20 protein-coding genes are annotated in these 18,216 nt (G+C 66.2%); 5 read left to right on the top strand and 15 right to left on the bottom strand.

Features of this window, described 5'->3' with window-relative positions:
• Window positions 1-26: 26 nt before the first annotated feature.
• From JHD77_RS24645 to JHD77_RS24620, 6 genes are read right to left on the bottom strand one after another with little or no spacing between them, the layout of a single operon-like run.
• Window positions 27-677: an HAD family hydrolase gene (locus tag JHD77_RS24645; RefSeq protein ID WP_034003487.1), complete on the bottom strand. Its 651-nt coding sequence runs from the start codon at window positions 675-677 to the stop codon at window positions 27-29.
• Window positions 677-1,672, bottom strand: coding sequence for an ABC transporter ATP-binding protein (locus JHD77_RS24640; RefSeq protein ID WP_003109170.1), 996 nt, complete (start codon window positions 1,670-1,672; stop codon window positions 677-679). Before JHD77_RS24640 ends, JHD77_RS24645 begins: the two co-directional genes overlap by 1 nt.
• Window positions 1,673-1,674: 2 nt before the next feature.
• Window positions 1,675-2,472 carry an ABC transporter permease gene (locus JHD77_RS24635; RefSeq protein ID WP_003091589.1) on the bottom strand — a complete coding sequence of 266 codons (798 nt, stop codon included), beginning with the start codon at window positions 2,470-2,472 and terminating at the stop codon, window positions 1,675-1,677.
• Window positions 2,459-3,298 (bottom strand): ABC transporter permease, encoded by an 840-nt coding sequence (locus tag JHD77_RS24630; RefSeq protein WP_003091588.1) that lies wholly within the window; start codon window positions 3,296-3,298, stop codon window positions 2,459-2,461. Before JHD77_RS24630 ends, JHD77_RS24635 begins: the two co-directional genes overlap by 14 nt.
• Complete coding sequence (locus tag JHD77_RS24625) at window positions 3,295-4,104, bottom strand: alkaline phosphatase family protein (RefSeq protein WP_015649204.1); 810 nt, start codon at window positions 4,102-4,104, stop codon at window positions 3,295-3,297. The genes JHD77_RS24630 and JHD77_RS24625 overlap by 4 nt, the downstream gene beginning before the upstream one ends.
• Before the next feature lie 54 nt (window positions 4,105-4,158).
• On the bottom strand, window positions 4,159-5,217 hold the full coding sequence (locus tag JHD77_RS24620) for an ABC transporter substrate-binding protein (protein ID WP_003091586.1): 1,059 nt from the start codon (window positions 5,215-5,217) through the stop codon (window positions 4,159-4,161).
• Between the two features lie 363 nt (window positions 5,218-5,580).
• Between JHD77_RS24620 and JHD77_RS24615 the strand changes: the two genes are divergently transcribed.
• Together JHD77_RS24615 and JHD77_RS24610 are read left to right on the top strand one after the other, a co-directional pair.
• Window positions 5,581-6,297 carry a UTRA domain-containing protein gene (locus tag JHD77_RS24615; RefSeq protein WP_003091585.1) on the top strand — a complete coding sequence of 239 codons (717 nt, stop codon included), beginning with the start codon at window positions 5,581-5,583 and terminating at the stop codon, window positions 6,295-6,297.
• Window positions 6,298-6,362: 65 nt separating this feature from the next.
• The gene (locus tag JHD77_RS24610; RefSeq protein ID WP_003114799.1) at window positions 6,363-6,914 is read left to right on the top strand and encodes a GNAT family N-acetyltransferase; all 552 of its coding nucleotides are present in this window, start codon (window positions 6,363-6,365) and stop codon (window positions 6,912-6,914) included.
• 42 nt (window positions 6,915-6,956) lie between these two features.
• Here the strand turns inward: JHD77_RS24610 and JHD77_RS24605 are convergent, their stop codons facing one another.
• The 5 genes from JHD77_RS24605 to minC all read right to left on the bottom strand — a co-directional run bounded on the left by JHD77_RS24605 (window position 6,957) and on the right by minC (window position 11,073).
• Complete coding sequence (locus tag JHD77_RS24605; protein WP_003119692.1) at window positions 6,957-8,246, bottom strand: M18 family aminopeptidase; 1,290 nt, start codon at window positions 8,244-8,246, stop codon at window positions 6,957-6,959.
• 168 nt (window positions 8,247-8,414) lie between these two features.
• A complete protein-coding gene (locus JHD77_RS24600) occupies window positions 8,415-9,050 on the bottom strand; it encodes an RluA family pseudouridine synthase (protein WP_003114801.1) in 636 nt (211 codons plus the stop codon).
• 103 nt (window positions 9,051-9,153) lie between these two features.
• Complete coding sequence (minE, locus tag JHD77_RS24595) at window positions 9,154-9,408, bottom strand: cell division topological specificity factor MinE (protein ID WP_003091581.1); 255 nt, start codon at window positions 9,406-9,408, stop codon at window positions 9,154-9,156.
• Complete coding sequence (gene minD / locus JHD77_RS24590) at window positions 9,405-10,220, bottom strand: septum site-determining protein MinD (RefSeq protein WP_003091579.1); 816 nt, start codon at window positions 10,218-10,220, stop codon at window positions 9,405-9,407. Before minD ends, minE begins: the two co-directional genes overlap by 4 nt.
• Window positions 10,221-10,281: 61 nt before the next feature.
• The gene (gene minC, locus JHD77_RS24585; protein ID WP_003114802.1) at window positions 10,282-11,073 is read right to left on the bottom strand and encodes a septum site-determining protein MinC; all 792 of its coding nucleotides are present in this window, start codon (window positions 11,071-11,073) and stop codon (window positions 10,282-10,284) included.
• Window positions 11,074-11,232: 159 nt separating this feature from the next.
• On the opposite strand from minC, the gene JHD77_RS24580 reads away from it, so the two are divergent.
• Window positions 11,233-12,171, top strand: coding sequence for a lipid A biosynthesis lauroyl acyltransferase (locus JHD77_RS24580; RefSeq protein ID WP_003114803.1), 939 nt, complete (start codon window positions 11,233-11,235; stop codon window positions 12,169-12,171).
• 67 nt (window positions 12,172-12,238) lie between these two features.
• Window positions 12,239-13,408 (top strand): patatin-like phospholipase family protein, encoded by a 1,170-nt coding sequence (locus tag JHD77_RS24575; RefSeq protein WP_003091575.1) that lies wholly within the window; start codon window positions 12,239-12,241, stop codon window positions 13,406-13,408.
• Window positions 13,409-13,471: 63 nt separating this feature from the next.
• Here the strand turns inward: JHD77_RS24575 and JHD77_RS24570 are convergent, their stop codons facing one another.
• From JHD77_RS24570 to JHD77_RS24555, 4 genes are all read right to left on the bottom strand, one after another.
• Window positions 13,472-14,329, bottom strand: a complete 858-nt coding sequence (locus tag JHD77_RS24570; RefSeq protein ID WP_003109175.1) for a pirin family protein — start codon at window positions 14,327-14,329, stop codon at window positions 13,472-13,474.
• Between the two features lie 139 nt (window positions 14,330-14,468).
• Entirely contained in the window at window positions 14,469-15,272 is an 804-nt protein-coding gene (locus JHD77_RS24565; protein WP_191519418.1) for an MlaA family lipoprotein, read from the bottom strand.
• A 3-nt stretch (window positions 15,273-15,275) separates the two neighbouring features.
• A complete protein-coding gene (locus JHD77_RS24560; RefSeq protein ID WP_003091553.1) occupies window positions 15,276-16,637 on the bottom strand; it encodes an alpha/beta fold hydrolase in 1,362 nt (453 codons plus the stop codon).
• A 142-nt stretch (window positions 16,638-16,779) separates the two neighbouring features.
• Window positions 16,780-17,001 (bottom strand): DUF2061 domain-containing protein, encoded by a 222-nt coding sequence (locus tag JHD77_RS24555; protein ID WP_003091551.1) that lies wholly within the window; start codon window positions 16,999-17,001, stop codon window positions 16,780-16,782.
• Between the two features lie 293 nt (window positions 17,002-17,294).
• Here JHD77_RS24555 and JHD77_RS24550 point away from each other — a divergent pair, with 293 nt between their 5' ends.
• Complete coding sequence (locus tag JHD77_RS24550) at window positions 17,295-18,152, top strand: glycine betaine ABC transporter substrate-binding protein (RefSeq protein WP_049270078.1); 858 nt, start codon at window positions 17,295-17,297, stop codon at window positions 18,150-18,152.
• Window positions 18,153-18,216: the final 64 nt, after the last annotated feature.

The raw sequence follows: 18,216 nt of genomic DNA, 5'->3' as shown, positions 1-18,216 counted from the left end.
CCGCTCGCGCTTTCGCAGCGAGCCTGTCAGCGCCAGGTGTTGACCGGCCAGCCCATTTCCTTGGCGTAGGCGAGCAGGGTCGGGTCCGGATTGACCGTATTCGGATGGCCGACCAGCTTCAGCAGCGGCAGGTCGTTGCGCGAGTCCGAATAGAACCAGGCGTCGGCCAGTTGGCGATCGTCTCCTTCCAGCAGGTCGAGCAGACGCAATACCTTGCCTTCGCGATAGGTGAGGGTGCCGAGGGTGCGGCCGGTGTAGTGTCCGTCGAGCACTTCGAGATCGATGGCGAGGACTTCGTCGACGCCGATCCGCGCCGCGATCGGCTTGACCAGGTGCACCCCGGATGCGGAGACGATCAGCACCCGGTCGTTGGCGCTGCGGTGGCGCGCCAGGCAGGCGCAGGCGTCGCTGTAGATCAGCGGCTCGATGACCTCTTCGACGTAGGCTTCCACTTCCCGCTCGACTTCCCCGACGCTGCGACCGATCAGCGGTTGCAGGGTGTAGTCCATGTACAGGTCCATGGACAGCTTGCCCTCGGCGTACTGCTCCATCAGTTCGGCGTCGCGGCGGACGAAGGATTCGTCGACCCAGCCGAGACTCGCCATGCGCTGGCTCCACAGGCTGGAGCAGTCGCCGTGGATCATGGTCTCGTCCAGGTCGAAGATCACCAGGCTCATCAAGCTACCTCTCGAATACTGTTGCGATCGATGACCAGCGTCAGCTGACTGCCGGCCGGATACAGGCGGTCTGCGCTGCGGTTGAGGACGTCGACGGTGAGTTCCACCCCGGCGGCCTCGACGCGGTAACGGATCACGTTGCCGAGCAGACTGTGCGAGCGTACCAGCGCCGGCACGCCTTCGCTCGGTTCGTTGCCCAGGCGCAGGGATTCCGGGCGGATCGCCACCTGTTGCGCGCAGGGCTGGCCGAGCAGGCGGCTGGCCTGTTCGGCGTCGAGCAGGTTGTAGTTGCCGATGAAGCCGGCGGCGAAGGCGTTTTCCGGCGCGGTGTAGAGGGTCTCCGCGTCGCCGCTCTGGACGATGCGTCCGGCGTTCATCAGGACGATGCGGTCGGACAGGGTCAGCGCTTCCTCCTGGTCATGGGTGACGAACACCGTGGTCAGCCCCAGCTCCTGCTGGATGCGGCGGATCTGTTCGCGCAGGTGCTTGCGGATGCGCGCGTCGAGGGCCGACAGTGGCTCGTCGAGCAGCAGCAGGCGCGGGCGCGTCACCAGCGAGCGGGCCAGCGCCACGCGCTGGCACTGGCCGCCGGAGAGTTGGTGCGGGTAGCGTGCGGCGTACTCGCCCAGTTCCACCAGTTCGATGGCTTCGGCGACCCGCTGCTTCAGTTCCGCCGCAGGCACCTTCTGCATGCGCAGGCCGAAGGCGACGTTCTGTTGCACGGTCATGTTGGGGAACAGCGCGTAGCTCTGGAACACCATGGCGATCCCGCGCTTCTGCGGCGGCAAAGGCACCACATCCTCGCCGTCGATGAGGATGCGCCCGCTGTCGACCTCGGTCAGCCCGGCGATGCAGCGCAGCAGGGTGGACTTGCCGCAGCCGCTGGGGCCGAGCAGGGTGACGAACTCGCCGCGGGCGGCGGCGAAGTCGATATCGCGGAAGATGCTGGTGGCACCGTAGCTCTTGTCGAGCTGTTCGACGCTGACGAACGACATGATCAGGCCTTGTCCTTGTTCAGTCGATTGGCCGCCCAGGTCAGGACCAGGACGAACACGAAGTAGGAGACCACCACTGCGCTGGTGTAGTGGCCGCTGCTGTTGCGCATGTTGTTGAGGAACACCTGCAGGGTCTCGTAGCGGGTACCAACCAGCAGGTTGGCGAAGACGAATTCGCCGATGAGGAAGGAGAACGACAGCAGCAGGGCCACCATCACGCCCTTGCGCAGGTTCGGCAGCACGACCAGCAGCGCCGCCTTCCAGGTGCTGGCGCCGAGCAGGTGGGCGGCGTCCATCAGGTCGCGCAGGTTGATCGCCTGCAGGTTGTTGGTGATCGCCCGGTACATGAACGGCAGGGCGATGGTGAAGTAGCAGCCGACCAGCACCCAGGGCGTGCCGATCATTTCCAGCGGCCCGCTGGCATAGAGTTGCAGCAGGCCCACCGAGGAGACGATCGGCGGCACCGCGAAGGGCAGCAGGATGAGCACGTTCATCACGCCGTCCAGGCGCGGGAAGTGGTAGTGGATGACGAACATCAGCGGCAGGATCAGCAACACGCTGAACGCTAGGGCGCCGAAGCAGACCAGCAGCGAGCGGGCGAAGGCCAGCAGGAAGCGCTGGTCGCTCCACAGCGTCAGGTACCACTTCAGGGTCAGGCCGTCCGGCAGCAGGGTCGCCGACCACTGGGTGGCCAGCGAGTAGAGCAGGGTCGCCGCCAGCGGCAGGACCAGGATCAGGAACAGCGCGCAGACCACCAGGCGATGGTAGAGCGCGGCAGGACGTCGATCAGCGCGCGACATGGTAGCTCCTGCGCAGCAGCCATTGGTGGACCAGGGTGATCAGGGTCATCAGGCCGACCAGCACCATGGCCAGGGCGCTGGCCATGTTCGGGTCGGGGAACACGTCGCCGGCGACCAGCGCGCCGATGCGGATCGGGATCACGTTGAAGTTGCCGGTGGTCAGCGAGTACACCGTGGCGTAGGCGCCGAGGGCGTTGGCCAGGAGGATGACGAAGGTGCCCAGCAGCGCCGGGGTCAGCACCGGGATGCCGATGTGCCGCCAGTACTGCCAGCCGTTGGCGCCGAGCAGCGCGGCGGACTCGCGCCAGTCCTCGCGCAGGGCGTCGAAGGCCGGGTAGAGCAGCATCACCCCGAGGGGGATCTGGAAATAGGTGTAGAGGATTATCAGGCCGGTCTTCGAGTAGAGATTGAAGTCGTCGATCCAGCCGGCCTGCTTGAGCAACAGGGTCAGCGCGCCGTTGAAGCCGAGCAGGATGATGAAGGCGAACGCCAGCGGTACCCCGGCGAAGTTGCTGGTCATGTTGGAGAAGGCCATGACGAAGTCGCGCAGGCGGCTGTCGACGTGGCGCAGCGAATGGCTGCCGAGCACCGCGATGAGCAGGCCGAGCAGGCTCGACCAGCCGGCGATCTCCAGGCTGTGGCGGATCGCCTGGCGGTAGAAGGGCGAGCCGAACAGCTCGAGGTAGTTGGCCAGGCTCCAGGCGTCGCTGGCCTTCAGGCTGTTCAGCGCGACCCAGGCCAGCGGCGCTATCTGGAAAATCACGAAGAACGCCGCGAAGGGCAGCAGGAACAGCAGCGCCAGCCATTTGCCGGAGAGTCGTTTCATGGGGCGAGCAGCTCCCGGCAGACGGGTTTGTCGTGGGCGGCGCCGAGGATTTCGCAGAGCGTGCCGCAGAGGTCGGTCTGCAGCGGTTGCGCCAGGTCGTCGCGGCTGAAGGCGTCGCCGAAGACGAACAGCGGCACCTCGCGCTCCTCCTCGAGGATGCCGCCGTGGCTGCGGTCCTCGTTCATTCCGTGATCGGCGGTGATCGCCACCTGGTAGCCGGCCGCCAGCCACTGGTGCAGGTATTCCGACAGCAGTGCGTCGGCGCGCCGCGCGGCGTTGCGGTAGGCGGGGCTGGCGAGGCCGTGCCTGTGCCCGGCGTCGTCGATGTTCATCGAGTGGACCAGCATGAAGTTCGGTGCGTGCCGGCGGCGCAGGCTTTCCGCGTCGGCGAACAGGTGCGAGTCCGGATAGTGGTCGCTCCAGTAGAAGTGTCCGCGCTGGATCGGCATTGCGCTGTCGTCGGTGTGGCGGTCGCGGGCCGGGTCGAACGGCGCGCGGTTGTACAGTTCGCTGACCCAGTGGTAGGCCGCTGCCGCGGTACTCAGGCCGGCCGCGCGGGCGTAGTGGAACAGGCTCTGTTCCTGGCTCAGGCGGACCACGTCGTTGTGCAGGATGCCGCTATCGATCGGCGGCACTCCGGTGAGGATGCATTCGTAGAGCGGCCGGGACAGCGAAGGCAACTCGCATTCCAGGCGGTACGACTGGCCGCGGCCGGCGCCGCAGAGGGCCTGGAGATGCCCCATGCAGTCGCGGGCGACGCTGTGGTTGAGGCCGTCCAGCAGGACGAGGATGACGTCGTGGCGCATTCGGGGTATCCGTCGATGCGGGGCGGCCGCCGGGGAGGGCGGCCGCGCTCCGCGTCACTGCATGTTGATGATCACCGCTTCCTGCCACTGCCGCGGCAGGCGCTTGGAGGTTTCCTCCCAGGCCTTGGCGTCCTTGATCGGCTGGGCCTTGGCGTACTGCTCGTTGGGTAGCAGTTGGGCCTTCACGTCGTCCGGCAGGGTCAGGCTCTCGGCGCGGATCGGTCGCGCGTTGCCCTTGGCCAGGTTGATCTGTCCGGCGTCGCTGAAGATGTACTCGCGGGCAAGCTTGGCGGCGTTCGGGTGCTTGGCGTACTTGTTGATGATGGTGGTGTAGCCGGAGATCACCGAGCCGTCCGAGGGGATCAGCACCTCGAAGCGCTCCGGGTCGATCTGCTGGCGGTAGCTGAGGCCGTTGAAGTCCCAGACGATGCCGACTTCGACCTCGCCCTTTTCCAGGGTGGCGATCACCGGGTTGGTCAGCGACAGGCGGCCCTGCTTGGCGATCTTGCCGAAGAACTCCAGGCCCGGCTTGATGTTCTTCTCGTCGCCGCCGTTGGCGATGGCCGCGGCGAGCACCCCATTGACCGCCTGGGCGGCAGCGCTGACGTCGCCGATGGTGACCTTGTACTTGCCCTGCAGCAGGTCGGCCCAGCTGTGCGGTACGTCCTTCACCAGTTGTTTGTTGACGATGAAGGCGATGGTCCCGGTGTAGGCGAGTGCCCAGTGGCCGTCCTGGTCCTTGGCCCAGGCCGGGATCTGTTCCCAGGTGCTCGGCTTGTACGGCTGGCTGACGCCCTGCTGCACGGCGATGGGGCCGAAGGCGGCGCCGACGTCGCCGATGTCGGCGCTGGCGTTGTCCTTCTCGGCCTTGAACTTGGCCAGCTCCTGGGCCGAACTCATGTCGGTATCCATGTGCTTGAGCCCATACTTGCTCTCAAGGTCCTTCCAGGTGTCCTTCCAGTTCGCCCAGCTGTCGGGCATGCCGACGCTGTTGACCTGGCCTTCCTTGCGCGCGGCCTGTTCCAGCGCCTGCAGGTCCGCTTCGGCGGCCAACGCCAGGCCGCTGCCGAGGGCGATGGCGGTTCCCAGCAATGAAGCAAGCATGCGTTTCATTCGGTGCTCCTTCGTTCGAGAGGTTCGGTCGGGCAGCCTCGGGAGTTCTCGACGCTCCTTCGGGCGGGACTGCCGCGGGTGTGGTCTAGATCAGCAAGACCCAGGCCAATCTAGAGCCGCTGGATGACGGTTTCATGTCAGCTAGCCGCGCCTGGCATCGCCGCGGCTTGCATCCGCAGAAGCGTAGACCATGCTTAAGCCCTCGATTCCATGGGCGCCGGGCGCCTCCGGGAAGACCGTTGTCTTGTAGCTGTCACGTCCCGGTCATCTGGGTTTCCTAGCATCGGACGAGCCGGAGGCACAGGGCGGGCCGGCGGAAATGCCCCTTGTTGGGGCTGGACTAGACCAATAAGGAGGCTGTCGATGCGTGACGAAGCGCTACCCACCGTAACGGCGATCTGCCGGGCGCTCAGCGAGCAGATCGGCCATGGTCTGCTGCCGGCGGGTGGCAAGCTGCCGGCCGAGCGCAAGCTCAGCGAGCTGTTCGCGACGACCCGGATCACCCTGCGCGAGGCGCTGATCCAACTGGAGTCGCAGGGCCTGATCTACCGCGAGGAGCGCCGCGGCTGGTTCGTCTCCCCCGAGCGGCTGGCCTACAACCCGCTGGTCCGCAGTCACTTCCATGCGATGGTCAGCGAACAGGGCCGGGTGCCGGCGACCGAGGTTCTGTCGGCCCGGCAGATGCCGGCGAGCGCGGCGGTCTGCGAGCTGCTGGAGCTGCCGGCGCTGTCCAGCGTCTACCAGATCCGCCGGGCGCGGCGGGTGGACGGGCGGCTGGTGCTGTATGTCGAGCACTACCTGAACGCGCAGTACTTCCCCGGGATCCTCGGCCACGACCTGACCCGCTCGCTGACCGAACTCTATGCCAGCGAGTACGGCATCCACTATGGGCGGGTGCGTTTCGACATGGTGCCCACCGCACTGCATGCCGAGGCTGCGGCGCCGCTGAAGGTGGCGGTGGGCAGCCCGGCCCTGCGCATCAGCCGGATCAACCGCGACCAGCGTGGTCGGCTGATCGACTGCGACCTGGAGTTCTGGCGCCACGACGCCATCCATATCAGCGTCGAGGTACCGCAGTAACGCCACGCGTCGACGACCTGCGGCACCTTCTGCGAGGATGGGGCTCCGGGAAAAGGAGCCCTCGCATGTTCATACTGCCGATTTCGTCCGACCTGCACCTGGAGCTGCTCGACCAGCCGCGCGCGGAGGAACTGTTCCGCCTGGTACGTGCCAACAGCGAGCACCTGGCGCCCTGGATGCCGTGGGTGCCGCTGACGCAGAGCGTGGACGATACCCGCCGTTTCATTGGCGAAGGCCAGCGGTTGTGGGCGGAGCGCAGGAGCTGCCGCTGCGGGATCGTAGAATCCGGATGCCTGGTCGGCGTCATCGACCTGCACGACTTCACCGAGGACAGTCGCAGCGCCAGCATCGGCTACTGGCTGGCGGCGTCCGCGCAAGGGCGCGGGCTGCTGGCCAGGGCGTTGGGGAAGACGATCGAGCTGGGTTTCCTTGGCTACGACCGGCAGCGCCTGGTGATCCGCTGTTCCACCGAGAACCTGCGCAGCCAGCGCGCCGCCGAGCGCCAGGGCTTCCGGCGCGACGGAGTGATCCGGGCCAACGAGATCATCGCCGGGCGTGCCCACGACCATGCGATCTACACGCTGTTGCGCAGCGAATGGCACGCTGCGCACGCCTGAGTGGCCCCGGGCGAATGCCCGGGGCGTGAGCGCGCCTGGCGCTCAGGGCAGCTCGCTGCTGGCGTAGAAGGCGCCGAGCACCTTGACCAGGTGCGCCAGGTCATGGCTACCGGCCAGCTCGCGAATCGAGTGCATGGCGAAGGTCGGCAGGCCTATGTCGACGGTGCGCACGCCGACCTGGCTGGCGGTGATCGGGCCGATGGTCGAGCCGCATCCCATGTCGCTGCGGGTCACGAAGCTCTGCACCGGCACTTCGCTGTCCTGGCAGAGGTGGCGGAAGAAGCCGGCGGTTTCGCTGTTGGTGGCATAGCGCTGGTTGCTGTTGATCTTGATCACCGGACCGCCGTTCAGCGCCGGGCCATGGTTGGCGTCGTGCTTGTCGGCGTAGTTCGGGTGTACGCCATGGGCGTTGTCGGCCGAGACCAGCAGCGAGCGCTGGATCGCCCGGCTGAAGGCGTCGCCTTCCGGCAGCAGGCGGCGCAGTACCTGTTCGAGGAACGGACCGTCGGCGCCGCAATGCGAACAGGAACCGACTTCCTCGTGGTCGGTGCAGACCAGGATGCAGTTCTCGTCGCCTTCGGCGTTGAGCAGGGCTTCCAGGCCGGCGTGGCAGGACAGCAGGTTGTCCAGGCGCGCCCCGGCGATGAACTCGTCGTTGAGACCTACCACCGCGGCGGACTGGGTGTCGTAGAACGACAGCTCGTAGTCCAGTACCACGTCGGCGGTGATGCCGTGCTCGCGCAGCAGCTGTTCGTCGAGCAGCAGGCGGAAGTCGGCGGCCTCGCCCGGCGCCAGTTGGGCGATGATCGGCGGCAGTTCGTTCTGCGCGTTGATCGGCCAACCCTCGTTGGCGGCGCGGTTGAGATGGATGGCCAGGTTGGGGATTACCGCGATGGCCTTGCGGAAGTCGACCAGGCGGCTTTCCAGCTTGCCATTGGCGCGGAAGGTGACGCGCCCGGCCAGCGACAGGTCGCGGTCGAACCAGGGGGCGAAGAGGGCGCCGCCATAGACTTCGACGCCGAGCTGGAGGAAGCCGTTGCGAGCGATCTCCGGGTTCGGCTTGACCCGCAGGCAGGGGCTGTCGGTGTGCGCGCCGACCAGGCGGAAGCCGCTTTCCAGGGGCGAGCGACGGCCCAGGCGGATGGCGATCAGCGACGAGTCGTTACGGGTCACGTAGTAGCGGCCGCCGGTTTCGGTGTGCCAGGCGTCGCGCTCGTCGAGGCGGCGGTAGCCGGCGGCTTCCAGGCGGCGGGCGAGGCTGGCGGTGGCATGGAAAGGCGTGGGCGAGGCCTTGAGGAAATCGATCAGGCCCTGGTTGAGTTCTGCGCGCATAGTGGCTCCGGACGGCAATCCATGCAGTCTATCGTATTGTCCGACGGGGTTCAGGTCGTTGGCGGCGGGGCCGGCCAGAAAAAGCGGAAGCTGGTCGTTGTATGGCAAGACGGGGTACCGGAAATCGGCGGGCGGCGTCCCGGCGGGCCGGGACGCGGCGGGGAAGGCTCAGAACGGCGCCGGCGACTCGAAGCGCAGGCGTTCGCCGCTCTGCGGATGGGTCAGGCACAGCAGGCTGGCGTGCAGGCACAGGCGTTCGTGGGCGGCGAGGGCTTCGGGGTTGGCGTAGAGGCGGTCGCCGAGCAGCGGATGGCCGATGGAGAGCATGTGCACGCGCAACTGGTGCGAACGGCCGGTGATCGGCGTCAGCTCGACCCTGCTCCAGCGTTCATGACGCTCGATCACACGCCAGAAGGTCAGGGCGTGGCGGCCGTGCTCGAAGTCCACCACGTGACGCGGCTTGGTCGGCGGGTCGTAGCGCAGCGGCAGCTCGATGCGCCCGCTGTCCAGTTCCGGCAGGCCCCAGCAAAGGGCGGTATAGGCTTTCTCGGTCTCGCGGTCGTGGAACTGGCGGGACAGCTCGCGGTGGCTGTCGGCGTCGCGGGCGAGCACCATCAGGCCGGAGGTTTCCCAGTCCAGGCGGTGGACGATGCGGGCCTCGGGATAGCCGTTTTCCTGCAGGCGGGTGACCAGGCAGTCCTTGTTGTCATCGGCGCGGCCGGGCACCGACAGCAGCAGGGTGGGCTTGTCGACCACCAGCAGGGCGTCATCCTGGTGAACGATTCGGATCTGGGACAGCGGCATAGCGAACGGGCTCATCGCCGGGAGGCGGCAGGGAGCCTGGCGGGCAGGCTCGGTGAAACGACTGCGGCGGCCAATGGCCGCCGCAGTATGGACCCTGGGCGAATCAACGATCCGGCAGGGTGATGTTGAGTTCCAGGATCGAGCAGTTGCCCTGGTTCTCCAGTTCCACCTGGATCTGCTCCTGGTCGATCGGTACGTACTTGCGGATCACTTCCAGCAGGTCTTTCTGCAACTGGGGCAGATAATCCGGCTGTGCGCGCTGGCCACGTTCGTGGGCAACGATGATCTGCAGTCGTTCTTTCGCGATGGAAGCGCTGTTCTGCGATTTCCGACTGCGAAAGAAGTCTAAAAGGCTCATTCACGTCCTCCGAACAGTCTTTGCAGGAATCCTTTCTTCTGCACATCGAGGAATCGATGCGGTATTTCCTTGCCGAGCAGGCGGTCGACCGCATCGCTGTACGCCTGGCCGGCGTCGCTCTGCTCGTCGAGGATCACCGGCACGCCCTGGTTCGACGCCTTGAGCACGGCCTGGGATTCCGGGATCACCCCGAGCAGGCGGATGGCGAGGATCTCCTCGACGTCGTCGACGCCGAGCATCTCGCCCTTGGTGACGCGCTCCGGGTTGTAGCGGGTCAGCAGCAGGTGTTCCTTGATCGGCTCCTCGCCTTTCTCGGCGCGCTGCGACTTGCTTGCCAGCAGGCCGAGCATGCGGTCGGAGTCGCGTACCGAGGAAACCTCGGGGTTGGTCACGACGATCGCTTCGTCGGCGAAGTACATGGCCAGGTGGGCGCCTTTCTCGATGCCCGCCGGGGAGTCGCAGATGATGTATTCGAAATCCTTGCGCAGTTCGGCCATGACTTTCTCGACGCCTTCCTTGGTCAGGGCGTCCTTGTCGCGGGTCTGGCTGGCGGCCAGGACATGCAGGTTTTCGAGGCGCTTGTCCTTGATCAGGGCCTGGGTGAGGGTGGCCTCGCCGTTGACGACGTTGACGAAGTCGTACACCACGCGGCGTTCGCAGCCCATGATAAGGTCGAGGTTACGCAGGCCGACGTCGAAGTCGACGATGACGGTCTTGAAACCGCGCAAGGCCAGGCCGGTGCCGATAGCTGCGCTGGTGGTGGTTTTACCGACGCCACCCTTACCGGAAGTGACTACGAGAATTTTGGCCAAGGTGATTCACCCCAATGAAAAACGTAAGAATTCTGGTCCCTGAAAGTGGCGGCAGTATCCGTTAAAGGCGGGTGATGTTCAACACGTCACCCGACAGGCTGACGTGCACTGCCTTGCCCCACTGCGGGCTGCGTCGCAGGTCCTCCGCGACCTTGTAGTTACCGGCGATGGAGACCAGTTCGGCGGCCAGCTGCTGGCAGAAGATTCGCGCCGTGGCGTCGCCTTTCACGCCGGCCAGTGCGCGTCCGCGCATCGGGCCGTACACATGGATGTTTCCGTCGGCGAGAAGTTCCGCGCCGGGACTGACCGCGGCCAGCACGATCAGGTCGCCGCCGGCGGCGTAGATCTGCATGCCGCCGCGCACCGGGGTCTTCACCACCTTGGTCGGGCGGCTGACGGGCTCGGCGGGCTTCTCTTCCGCCTTGGCCGGCTCGGGCCTGGCTTCACCGGCGCTCGGGCTGGGCTCTTCGGCAGGCTTGCGCGGGGCGCTGTCCTTGATGTCCAGCGGTCGTTCGCGGGCGCCCGAGGGCGGCAGCACCGGCAGGTCCAGGGCCTGGGCGGCGGCGATGTCCTCCTCGCGCCCGGCGCGTATCGCCAGGGTGCGCAGGCCGTGGCGGCGACAGACCTCGAGGAGCGCCGGCAGGTCGAGGCGGCCTTCGCCTTCGGGCAGCTTGTCGAGGGCCATGACCAGGGGGGTGTCGCGGAAGAAGTTGGGCGCTTGCGCCACTTTGTCGGCGAGTTGCCGTTCGAGCCTCGCCAGGTCGTTGTGCGCCAGTTCGAGGATGGTCACCGCGAGCATGCTGCCCTTGAGCTGGAATACGGGGTCTTGATCGAGGAGGTCGGCTTGGCTCATGGGGCTTGTCGGTCGTTGAATTGCAGGGACTTATAACGAGAACGCCGGATGCCCGCAAGCGTGGCAGATAGCCGGGGCGGCGTCGATCGGCAACGCGGCGTCCCGCCGGGACGGCGGGCAGGGTAGAATGGCGGGCTTTGATCGTCGTCGGAACCGTCCATGGATCGCCCCCGTTTCTCCAGCGCTTTCCTCCATCCCCGCTACTGGCCGCTCTGGTTCGGCCTGGGACTGCTCTGGCTGGTGGTGCAGTTGCCGTATCCCGTCCTGCTGATGCTCGGCCGTGGCCTGGGGGCGCTGATGTACCGCTTGGTCGGCTCGCGCCGCGAGATTGCCGCGCGCAACCTCGAACTGTGCTTTCCGGAAAAGTCGCCCGCCGAACGCGAGCGTCTGCTGAAGGAGAACTTCGCCTCCAGCGGCATCGCCTTCTTCGAGATGGCCATGAGCTGGTGGTGGCCGAAGGCGCGCCTGGCCCGTCTTGCCCATATAGAAGGCCTGGAGCATCTGCGCGAGGCCCAGGCGCAGGGCGAGGGGGTGATCCTCATGGCCCTGCATTTCACCACCCTGGAGATCGGCGCGGCGCTGCTCGGCCAGGTGCACACCATCGACGGCATGTACCGTGAGCACGACAATCCGGTGTTCGACTATGTCCAGCGCCGTGGCCGCGAGCGGCACAACCTCGATGCCACCGCCATCGAGCGCGAGGACGTGCGCTCGATGCTCAAGGTGCTGCGTGGCGGCCGCGCCATCTGGTACGCACCGGACCAGGACTACGGCGCCAAGCAGAGCCTGTTCGTGCCGCTGTTCGGCATCCCGGCGGCCACCGTCACCGCCACCACCAAGTTCGCCCGCCTGGGCCGGGCGCGGGTGTTGCCGTTCACCCAGAGCCGCCTGGCCGATGGCAGCGGTTATCGCCTGACCATCCACCCGCCGCTGGAGGACTTCCCCGGCGAGAGCGAGGAAGCCGATTGCCTGCGGATCAACCAGTGGGTCGAGCGCTGCGTGCGCCAGCAGCCCGAGCAGTACCTGTGGGCGCACCGGCGTTTCAAGACCCGCCCGCCAGGCGAAGCCAAGCTCTATCCGAAACGGCGCAAGCGCTGAGGACGGGCATTCCGGACGCGCGCGGGGTCTGGCTATACTCGCCGCAGTTCATGACGGAAGCCCCGCTGTGTCCGATCCCCTTGCCCCACGTCCGCCGCTCACCGGCCTGATCCTTTCCGGGGGCGGCGCCCGCGCGGCCTACCAGGTCGGGGTCCTGGCCGCCATCGCCGACCTGCTGCCGGACAGTGCCGGCAATCCTTTCCCGGTCATCGTCGGTACCTCCGCCGGCGCCATCAACGCCGTTGGCCTGGCTTGCGGCGCCCTGCAATTCCGCCAGGCGATCCAGCGCCTGACCGCGGTCTGGCAGGGATTCCGCACCGAACATGTCTATCGCAGCGACTGGCCGGGCGTGACCCGCCAGGCCTCGCGCTTCCTCGGCCATAGCCTGCTCGGCCTGGGACGGCGGGTGCCGGTGGCGTTGCTGGACAACCGGCCGTTGCATGAGCTGCTGGCACGTGAGCTGGATTTTTCCGGGATTCATGCGGCGGTGCGCCAGCGCCAGTTGCGCGCGGTGGCGGTGACCGCGTTCGGCTACGAGTCGGGGCAGGCGGTGACCTTCTACCAGGGGCGCGCGACCATCGATCCCTGGGTACGCCATCGGCGCCTGGGCATTCCCACCCGCCTGGAGCTTCGGCACCTGCTGGCCAGCGCGGCGATCCCGCTGCTGTTCCCGCCGGTGCGGATCAACCGCGAATACTTCGGCGACGGCGCGGTGCGTTCCCAGGCGCCCATCAGCCCGGCGTTGCACCTGGGCGCCACGCGGGTGCTGGTGATCGGCGTCAGCGGCAACCCGGCCACCGGTGGCGACAGTGCCATGACCGGCCTGCCGCCGTCCGACCGACCGCCGAGCCTGGCGCAGATCGGCGCCCACCTGTTGAACAGCACCTTCATCGACAGCCTGGAAGGCGACATCGAGCAGTTGCAGCGGATGAACCAGATCGGCCAGTTGGTGGCGCCGGAGGTGCGCCGCCAGGCGGGTGGGCTGGAGCCGGTGGAGGTATTGCTGGTGTCGCCGAGCCGGCCGCTGGACGAGATCGCCGCGCGGCACTACCGGGAGCTGTCGCGGGTGCTGCGGCTTTTCCTGCGCGGTCCCGGAGCGACCCGCGCCAGCGGGGCGGGGGTATTGAGCTACCTGTTGTTCGAGCGCGGCTATTGCAGCGAACTGATCGAACTGGGCTACCACGATGCGATGGGCAAGCGGGCGGAACTGGAGCGCTTCCTGCGGATCGAGCGGTAAACCTTATTCAGGACGGGACAGGCGGAAGGAAAAAGCCGCCCCGAAGGGCGGCTCGCGCACGGCTCAGACGGCCAGGACACCGTCGCGATAGTCGCGTAGCGCCTGCTCGATTTCCTCGCGGCTGTTCATCACGAACGGACCGTACTGGACGATCGGCTCGCGCAACGGCTTGCCGGCGAGCACCAGTACCCGGGCGCCGGCTTCGCTGCGCAGGCTCAGTTCCCCTTCTTCGGACAGCCGAGCCAGGCGATTGGTGGCGATTTCCACCGGGCGTTCGCCTTCCACCGTCAGGCTGCCTTCGTAGACGTACAGCAGCACGCGATGGCCGTCCGGCAGGCGCGGGGCGATGCGGCCGCCGGCAGGCAATTGCAGGTCGTAGTAGTGCGGCTCGGTGTCCGGCCTTTCCACGGCGCCGATCTGCTGCGCCTGGCCGTCGTCGAAGCGACCGGCGATCACCGTGACCTTCACGCCTCCGGCGGTTTCCAGGCGCGGCACGTCTTCCGGCTCGATATCGCGATAGCCGGCCGGAGCCAGCTTGCTCTTCGCCGGCAGGTTGACCCACAGCTGGAAGCCACGCATCGCGCCTTCCACCTGTTCCGGCATCTCGCTGTGGATGATGCCGTGGGCGGCGGTCATCCACTGTACGCCGCCGGGCTTGAGCAGGCCGCGATTGCCGAGGTGGTCTTCGTGGCGCATACGCCCTTCGAGCATGTAGGTCACGGTCTCGAAGCCGCGGTGCGGGTGCGAAGGGAAGCCGGCGACATAGTCGTCCGGGTTCTGGGTATCGAACTGGTCGAGCATCAGGAACGGATCGAAGCGTTCCGGGGACGGGCCGCCGATCACGCGGGTCAGGCGGACGCCGGCGCCATCGGAGGCGGGGTGGCCGGTATGCAGTTCGAGGACATCACGGTAGCGGGTCATGGGAACCTCCTGGTTCGTGTATGGCTCGATGATAGTCCTCTCTGGTCGATATATGGTTGCGAGTTTTATGTAATTCCTATCGATTTATTGAATCGTTATGAGGAAAAGAAACCGCCGCACAGGGCGACGGTTCTTCGTCTCACTCGGCGATCTGCAGCTTGCGCGCCTCGGTATAGATGTAGCGCAGTTTCTCGTACTCGAACGGCGAGTTCATCTGGCCGTAGCGGAAGCTGGTGTTGTAGCGCCTGTCCACCACGCGCAGGGCGGTGATCTCCGGGTGGTCGCCGCTGGCCTGGGGAACGTTGAGGTAGTTCACCTGGTATTCGCCGACGTAGTCCACCACCAGTCCGCCGGTGTCGCGCAGGTTGGACGGGCCGAGGATCGGCAGCATCAGGTAGGGGCCGCCGCCCACGCCGTAGAAGCCGAGGGTCTGGCCGAAATCCTCGCTGCGCTTGTGCAGGCCCATCCTGGTCGCAGGGTCCCACAGGCCGAGCACACCGAAGGTGGTGTTGAACAGCAGCCGCGCGGTGGTTTCCATCGCCGCCTTGCCCTTCAACTGGGCGAGGTTGTTCAGCAGGTTGGGCACGTCGCCGAGGTTGTCGAAGAAATTGCTCACGCCGCTGCGGACGAAGTGCGGGGTGACGTACTCGTAGCCTCGTACCACGGGCAGGAACACCCACTCATCGAAGCGATAGTTGAAGTGGTAGACCCGGCGGTTCCAGGATTCCCAGGGATCGTACATGTTCAGTGCGTCGAGGGTGGCGCGCTCGAATTCGCGTTGATCCAGGCCGGGATTGAACTTGAGTTGGTCCAGTGGACGGCTGAAACCGTCGCCGTCGAGCTGGCGTGGCGGCAGTTCGGCCGGCGCGGCGGCCTCGTCGGCCTGGGCGCTGGCGGCAGCGCTCAGCAGAAGGGCGAACATCCAGTGTGCGGTTCGGCTCATCGATCAGTTTCCTGCCTGCTGGGTGAGGGCCGCGCTGGCGACCTGGGTCTGTCCGGCAGCGGGCGTGGCGAAGAAGTCCAGCATGTCCTGCGCGTTGACCTTGTAGTTGAGGTTGCCGCAGTGACCGCCATAGGGATAGACGGTCAGGCGTTCGCCGAAGGTCCGGCGGAGGAAGCCGAGGTCGCCCGGGCCGAGGATGACGTCGTCGGCGTTGTGCATCACGGCGATCTTCGGGCTGTCGTGCAGATAGTCCTGCAGCTTGTAGAGGCTGACCTGGTTGACCAGTTGGGTCAGGCTGCCGCCGTCGTAACGGGCTCGCCACATCGGGATCAGTTGCTCGGTCATGTAGCACTCGAAGTCGCACTGTAGCGCGCGCTTGAAGAAGGGCTCCAGGCTGGTGCCTTCGTTGATCGGGTAGTTCGGCGGGGTGATCAGGCCGCGACGGTTGACCAGGTCCGAGGTGAAGGCGATGTCGGCGGCGGAGAAACGGAACGAGGTGCCGATCAGCATGGCCATTTCCTCGTTGCTCAGGCGCTGCTTCGACTGCTGGAAGTCGTAGAGCATGGCGTCGTTGATGTCGACGTAGCCTTTCTGCCGGAAGTAGCGGGTCAGCTTGCTCAGCACCACCTCGTAGAAGGTGCGCGAGTCGGTGATGCCCTTGACCTGGGTTTCCACCAGTTTGTCGAGGTTGCTCACCGAGGTGTAGAGGTTCACCGGTGGATTGAGCAGCAGCACCTTCTTGAAGTTGAAGCTCTGGCGGCTTTCGTCGAGGTGGCTGACGAACGCGGCGTTCAGCGCCCCCAGGCTATAGCCGGTGAGGTAATAGTCGGTCACCGGCAGGTCGCGCTGCTGCGCGCGCACCGCCTGCATCACCCGGTACAGGTCATCGGCGTCGTCGCTGGAAAAGCCCGGTGTGGCGAAGCGCGAGGCGCTGGCCATGAAGTCCCAACTGGTCGGCGAGGACAACTGCACCACGTGGTAGCCGGCCTGGTAGAAGAGCTTCTTCAGGTATTCCGGGTAGCTGCTGGCATAGTGCGCGCCAGTCCCGGCGATGATGAAGATCAGCGGCGCCGCATGATCCTGGCGGGCCAGGCGGTAGCGCAGCTTCTTCACCGGCCAGAAGTTGTCCGGCAGGGCGAACTCGCGCTCCGGGCGCAATTTCAGGCTGTAGTCCTTCTGGTCGATGTCCTCGCTGTGCGGAAGCTCGGGACGCAGTTCCGGCGGCGTGGTGGCGATGGTCGCCTCGAACGGGTTGGTCAGTGGATAGCCGTAGCTCGCGGCGTCCACGTCCCGGGCCTGCGCCAGATTGGCACAACCGAGGGCGAGGCCGCCGAGCAGGGCAGCGAAACGGAGGAAGTGGGGCATCGGGGGAATCCCTTCGAGGGAAAAGTACTGAGTGAATATACTGCCGCTATGACAACTGCAAGCCTCAGTAGTGCAGTGGGTTATTGCAGCCAGCGTTCCAATCGGTCTTTCCCGCCTCTTGCCGTGCCTCGCGAATATCCCTTCAGGCGTGGCGGTGCAGCCAGCCATGGGCGCTAGCCGGGCGCGGCGCGCCGTCTTTCTCGAAGCGTTTCCAGATCTTCTCGTGGAAGTAGAAACCGACCGAGTTGCACAGCGGCTCGACCGCCGCCACCAGCCCGCCGACCGCTATGCTGCCGGTCAGCGCATAGGCCACGCTGAAGGCGATGATGAAGTGCATGACGGTGAAGGTCAGGGTCTTGAGCATGGCTGCTCTCCTTTGATCGAGAATCATTCCTCTTTGGCGAAAGCCTATCCAGGCGGCCGGCCAAGCGGAAATCGGCCTGTCCAATCGAGGGCATAGAGCGCTTCGATCGCACCGTCGCGGAGCACATTCGTTGCGGGCCGCAGCGCAGTTCGGGACATGTCGTTATCGGGTGCGATGGGTGTCGTTCTCAGAGCAGTCCGCCGTCCGGGCGCGCCGATGATGGACGGCGGCACCGCAGAGTGCCGCGACCGCCGGGGAGCGTCCCCGTCGGCATAGAACAAGGGGTACGTCTGATGCGAATGATGCGACGACTGTTGTGCTGGAGTGCGGGCCTGGCAATGTCGGCGGCGGTGGGGATGGCGGCCGCGGCGGACAAGCCGGTGATCACCATCGGTTACGTGGACGGCTGGTCGGACAGCGTGGCGACCACCCATGTGGCCGCCGAGGTGATCCGCGAGAAACTCGGCTACGAGGTGAAGCTGATGCCGGTGGCGGCGGGGATCATGTGGCAGGGCGTGGCGCGCGGCAAGCTCGATGCCATGCTCTCGGCCTGGCTGCCGGGCACCCACGGCGCCTACTACGAGAAGATGAAGGACAAGGTGGTCAACCTTGCCATCAACTACCCGGACGCACGCATCGGCCTGATCGTCCCCGAATACGTGAGCGCCAGCAGCATCGCCGACCTCCAGGCGCAGAAGGACGCTTTCGGCGGCCGCGTGGTGGGTATCGATGCCGGCGCCGGGGTGATGATCAAGACCGACGAGGCGATCAAGCAATATGGCCTCGACTACAAGCTGGTGGCCAGTTCCGGCAGCGGCATGATCGCCGAGCTGACCCGTGCCGAGAACGAGAAGAAGCCGGTGGTGGTGACCGGCTGGATTCCGCACTGGATGTTCGCCAAGTGGAAGCTGAAGTTCCTCGACGACCCGAAGAAGGTCTATGGCGATACCGAGCATGTCGACACCGTCGCCAACCCGGCGCTGGAGGCCAAGGCCAAGCCGGTCTGGGAATTCCTGAAGAAGTTCGGCTGGAAGGATGGCAACGAGGTTGGCCAGGTGATGCTGGCGATCCAGGAGGGCGCCAAACCCGAGGATGCGGCGAAGCAGTGGGTGGCGGCCAACCCGGGACGGGTCAAGGACTGGGTGCAGTAGCACGGCTGGTTCGATCGGGGAACGCCGTGCCCGGGCAACCGGGCACGGCGTTTTTCCTTGCCGA

This window comes from Pseudomonas sp. P20, from assembly GCF_016463925.1.
Taxonomy (GTDB): Bacteria; Pseudomonadota; Gammaproteobacteria; order Pseudomonadales; family Pseudomonadaceae; genus Pseudomonas; species Pseudomonas aeruginosa.
The sequence above is the reverse complement of the archived record's forward strand: the minus strand, read 5'-3'. Positions and strand labels throughout refer to the sequence as shown.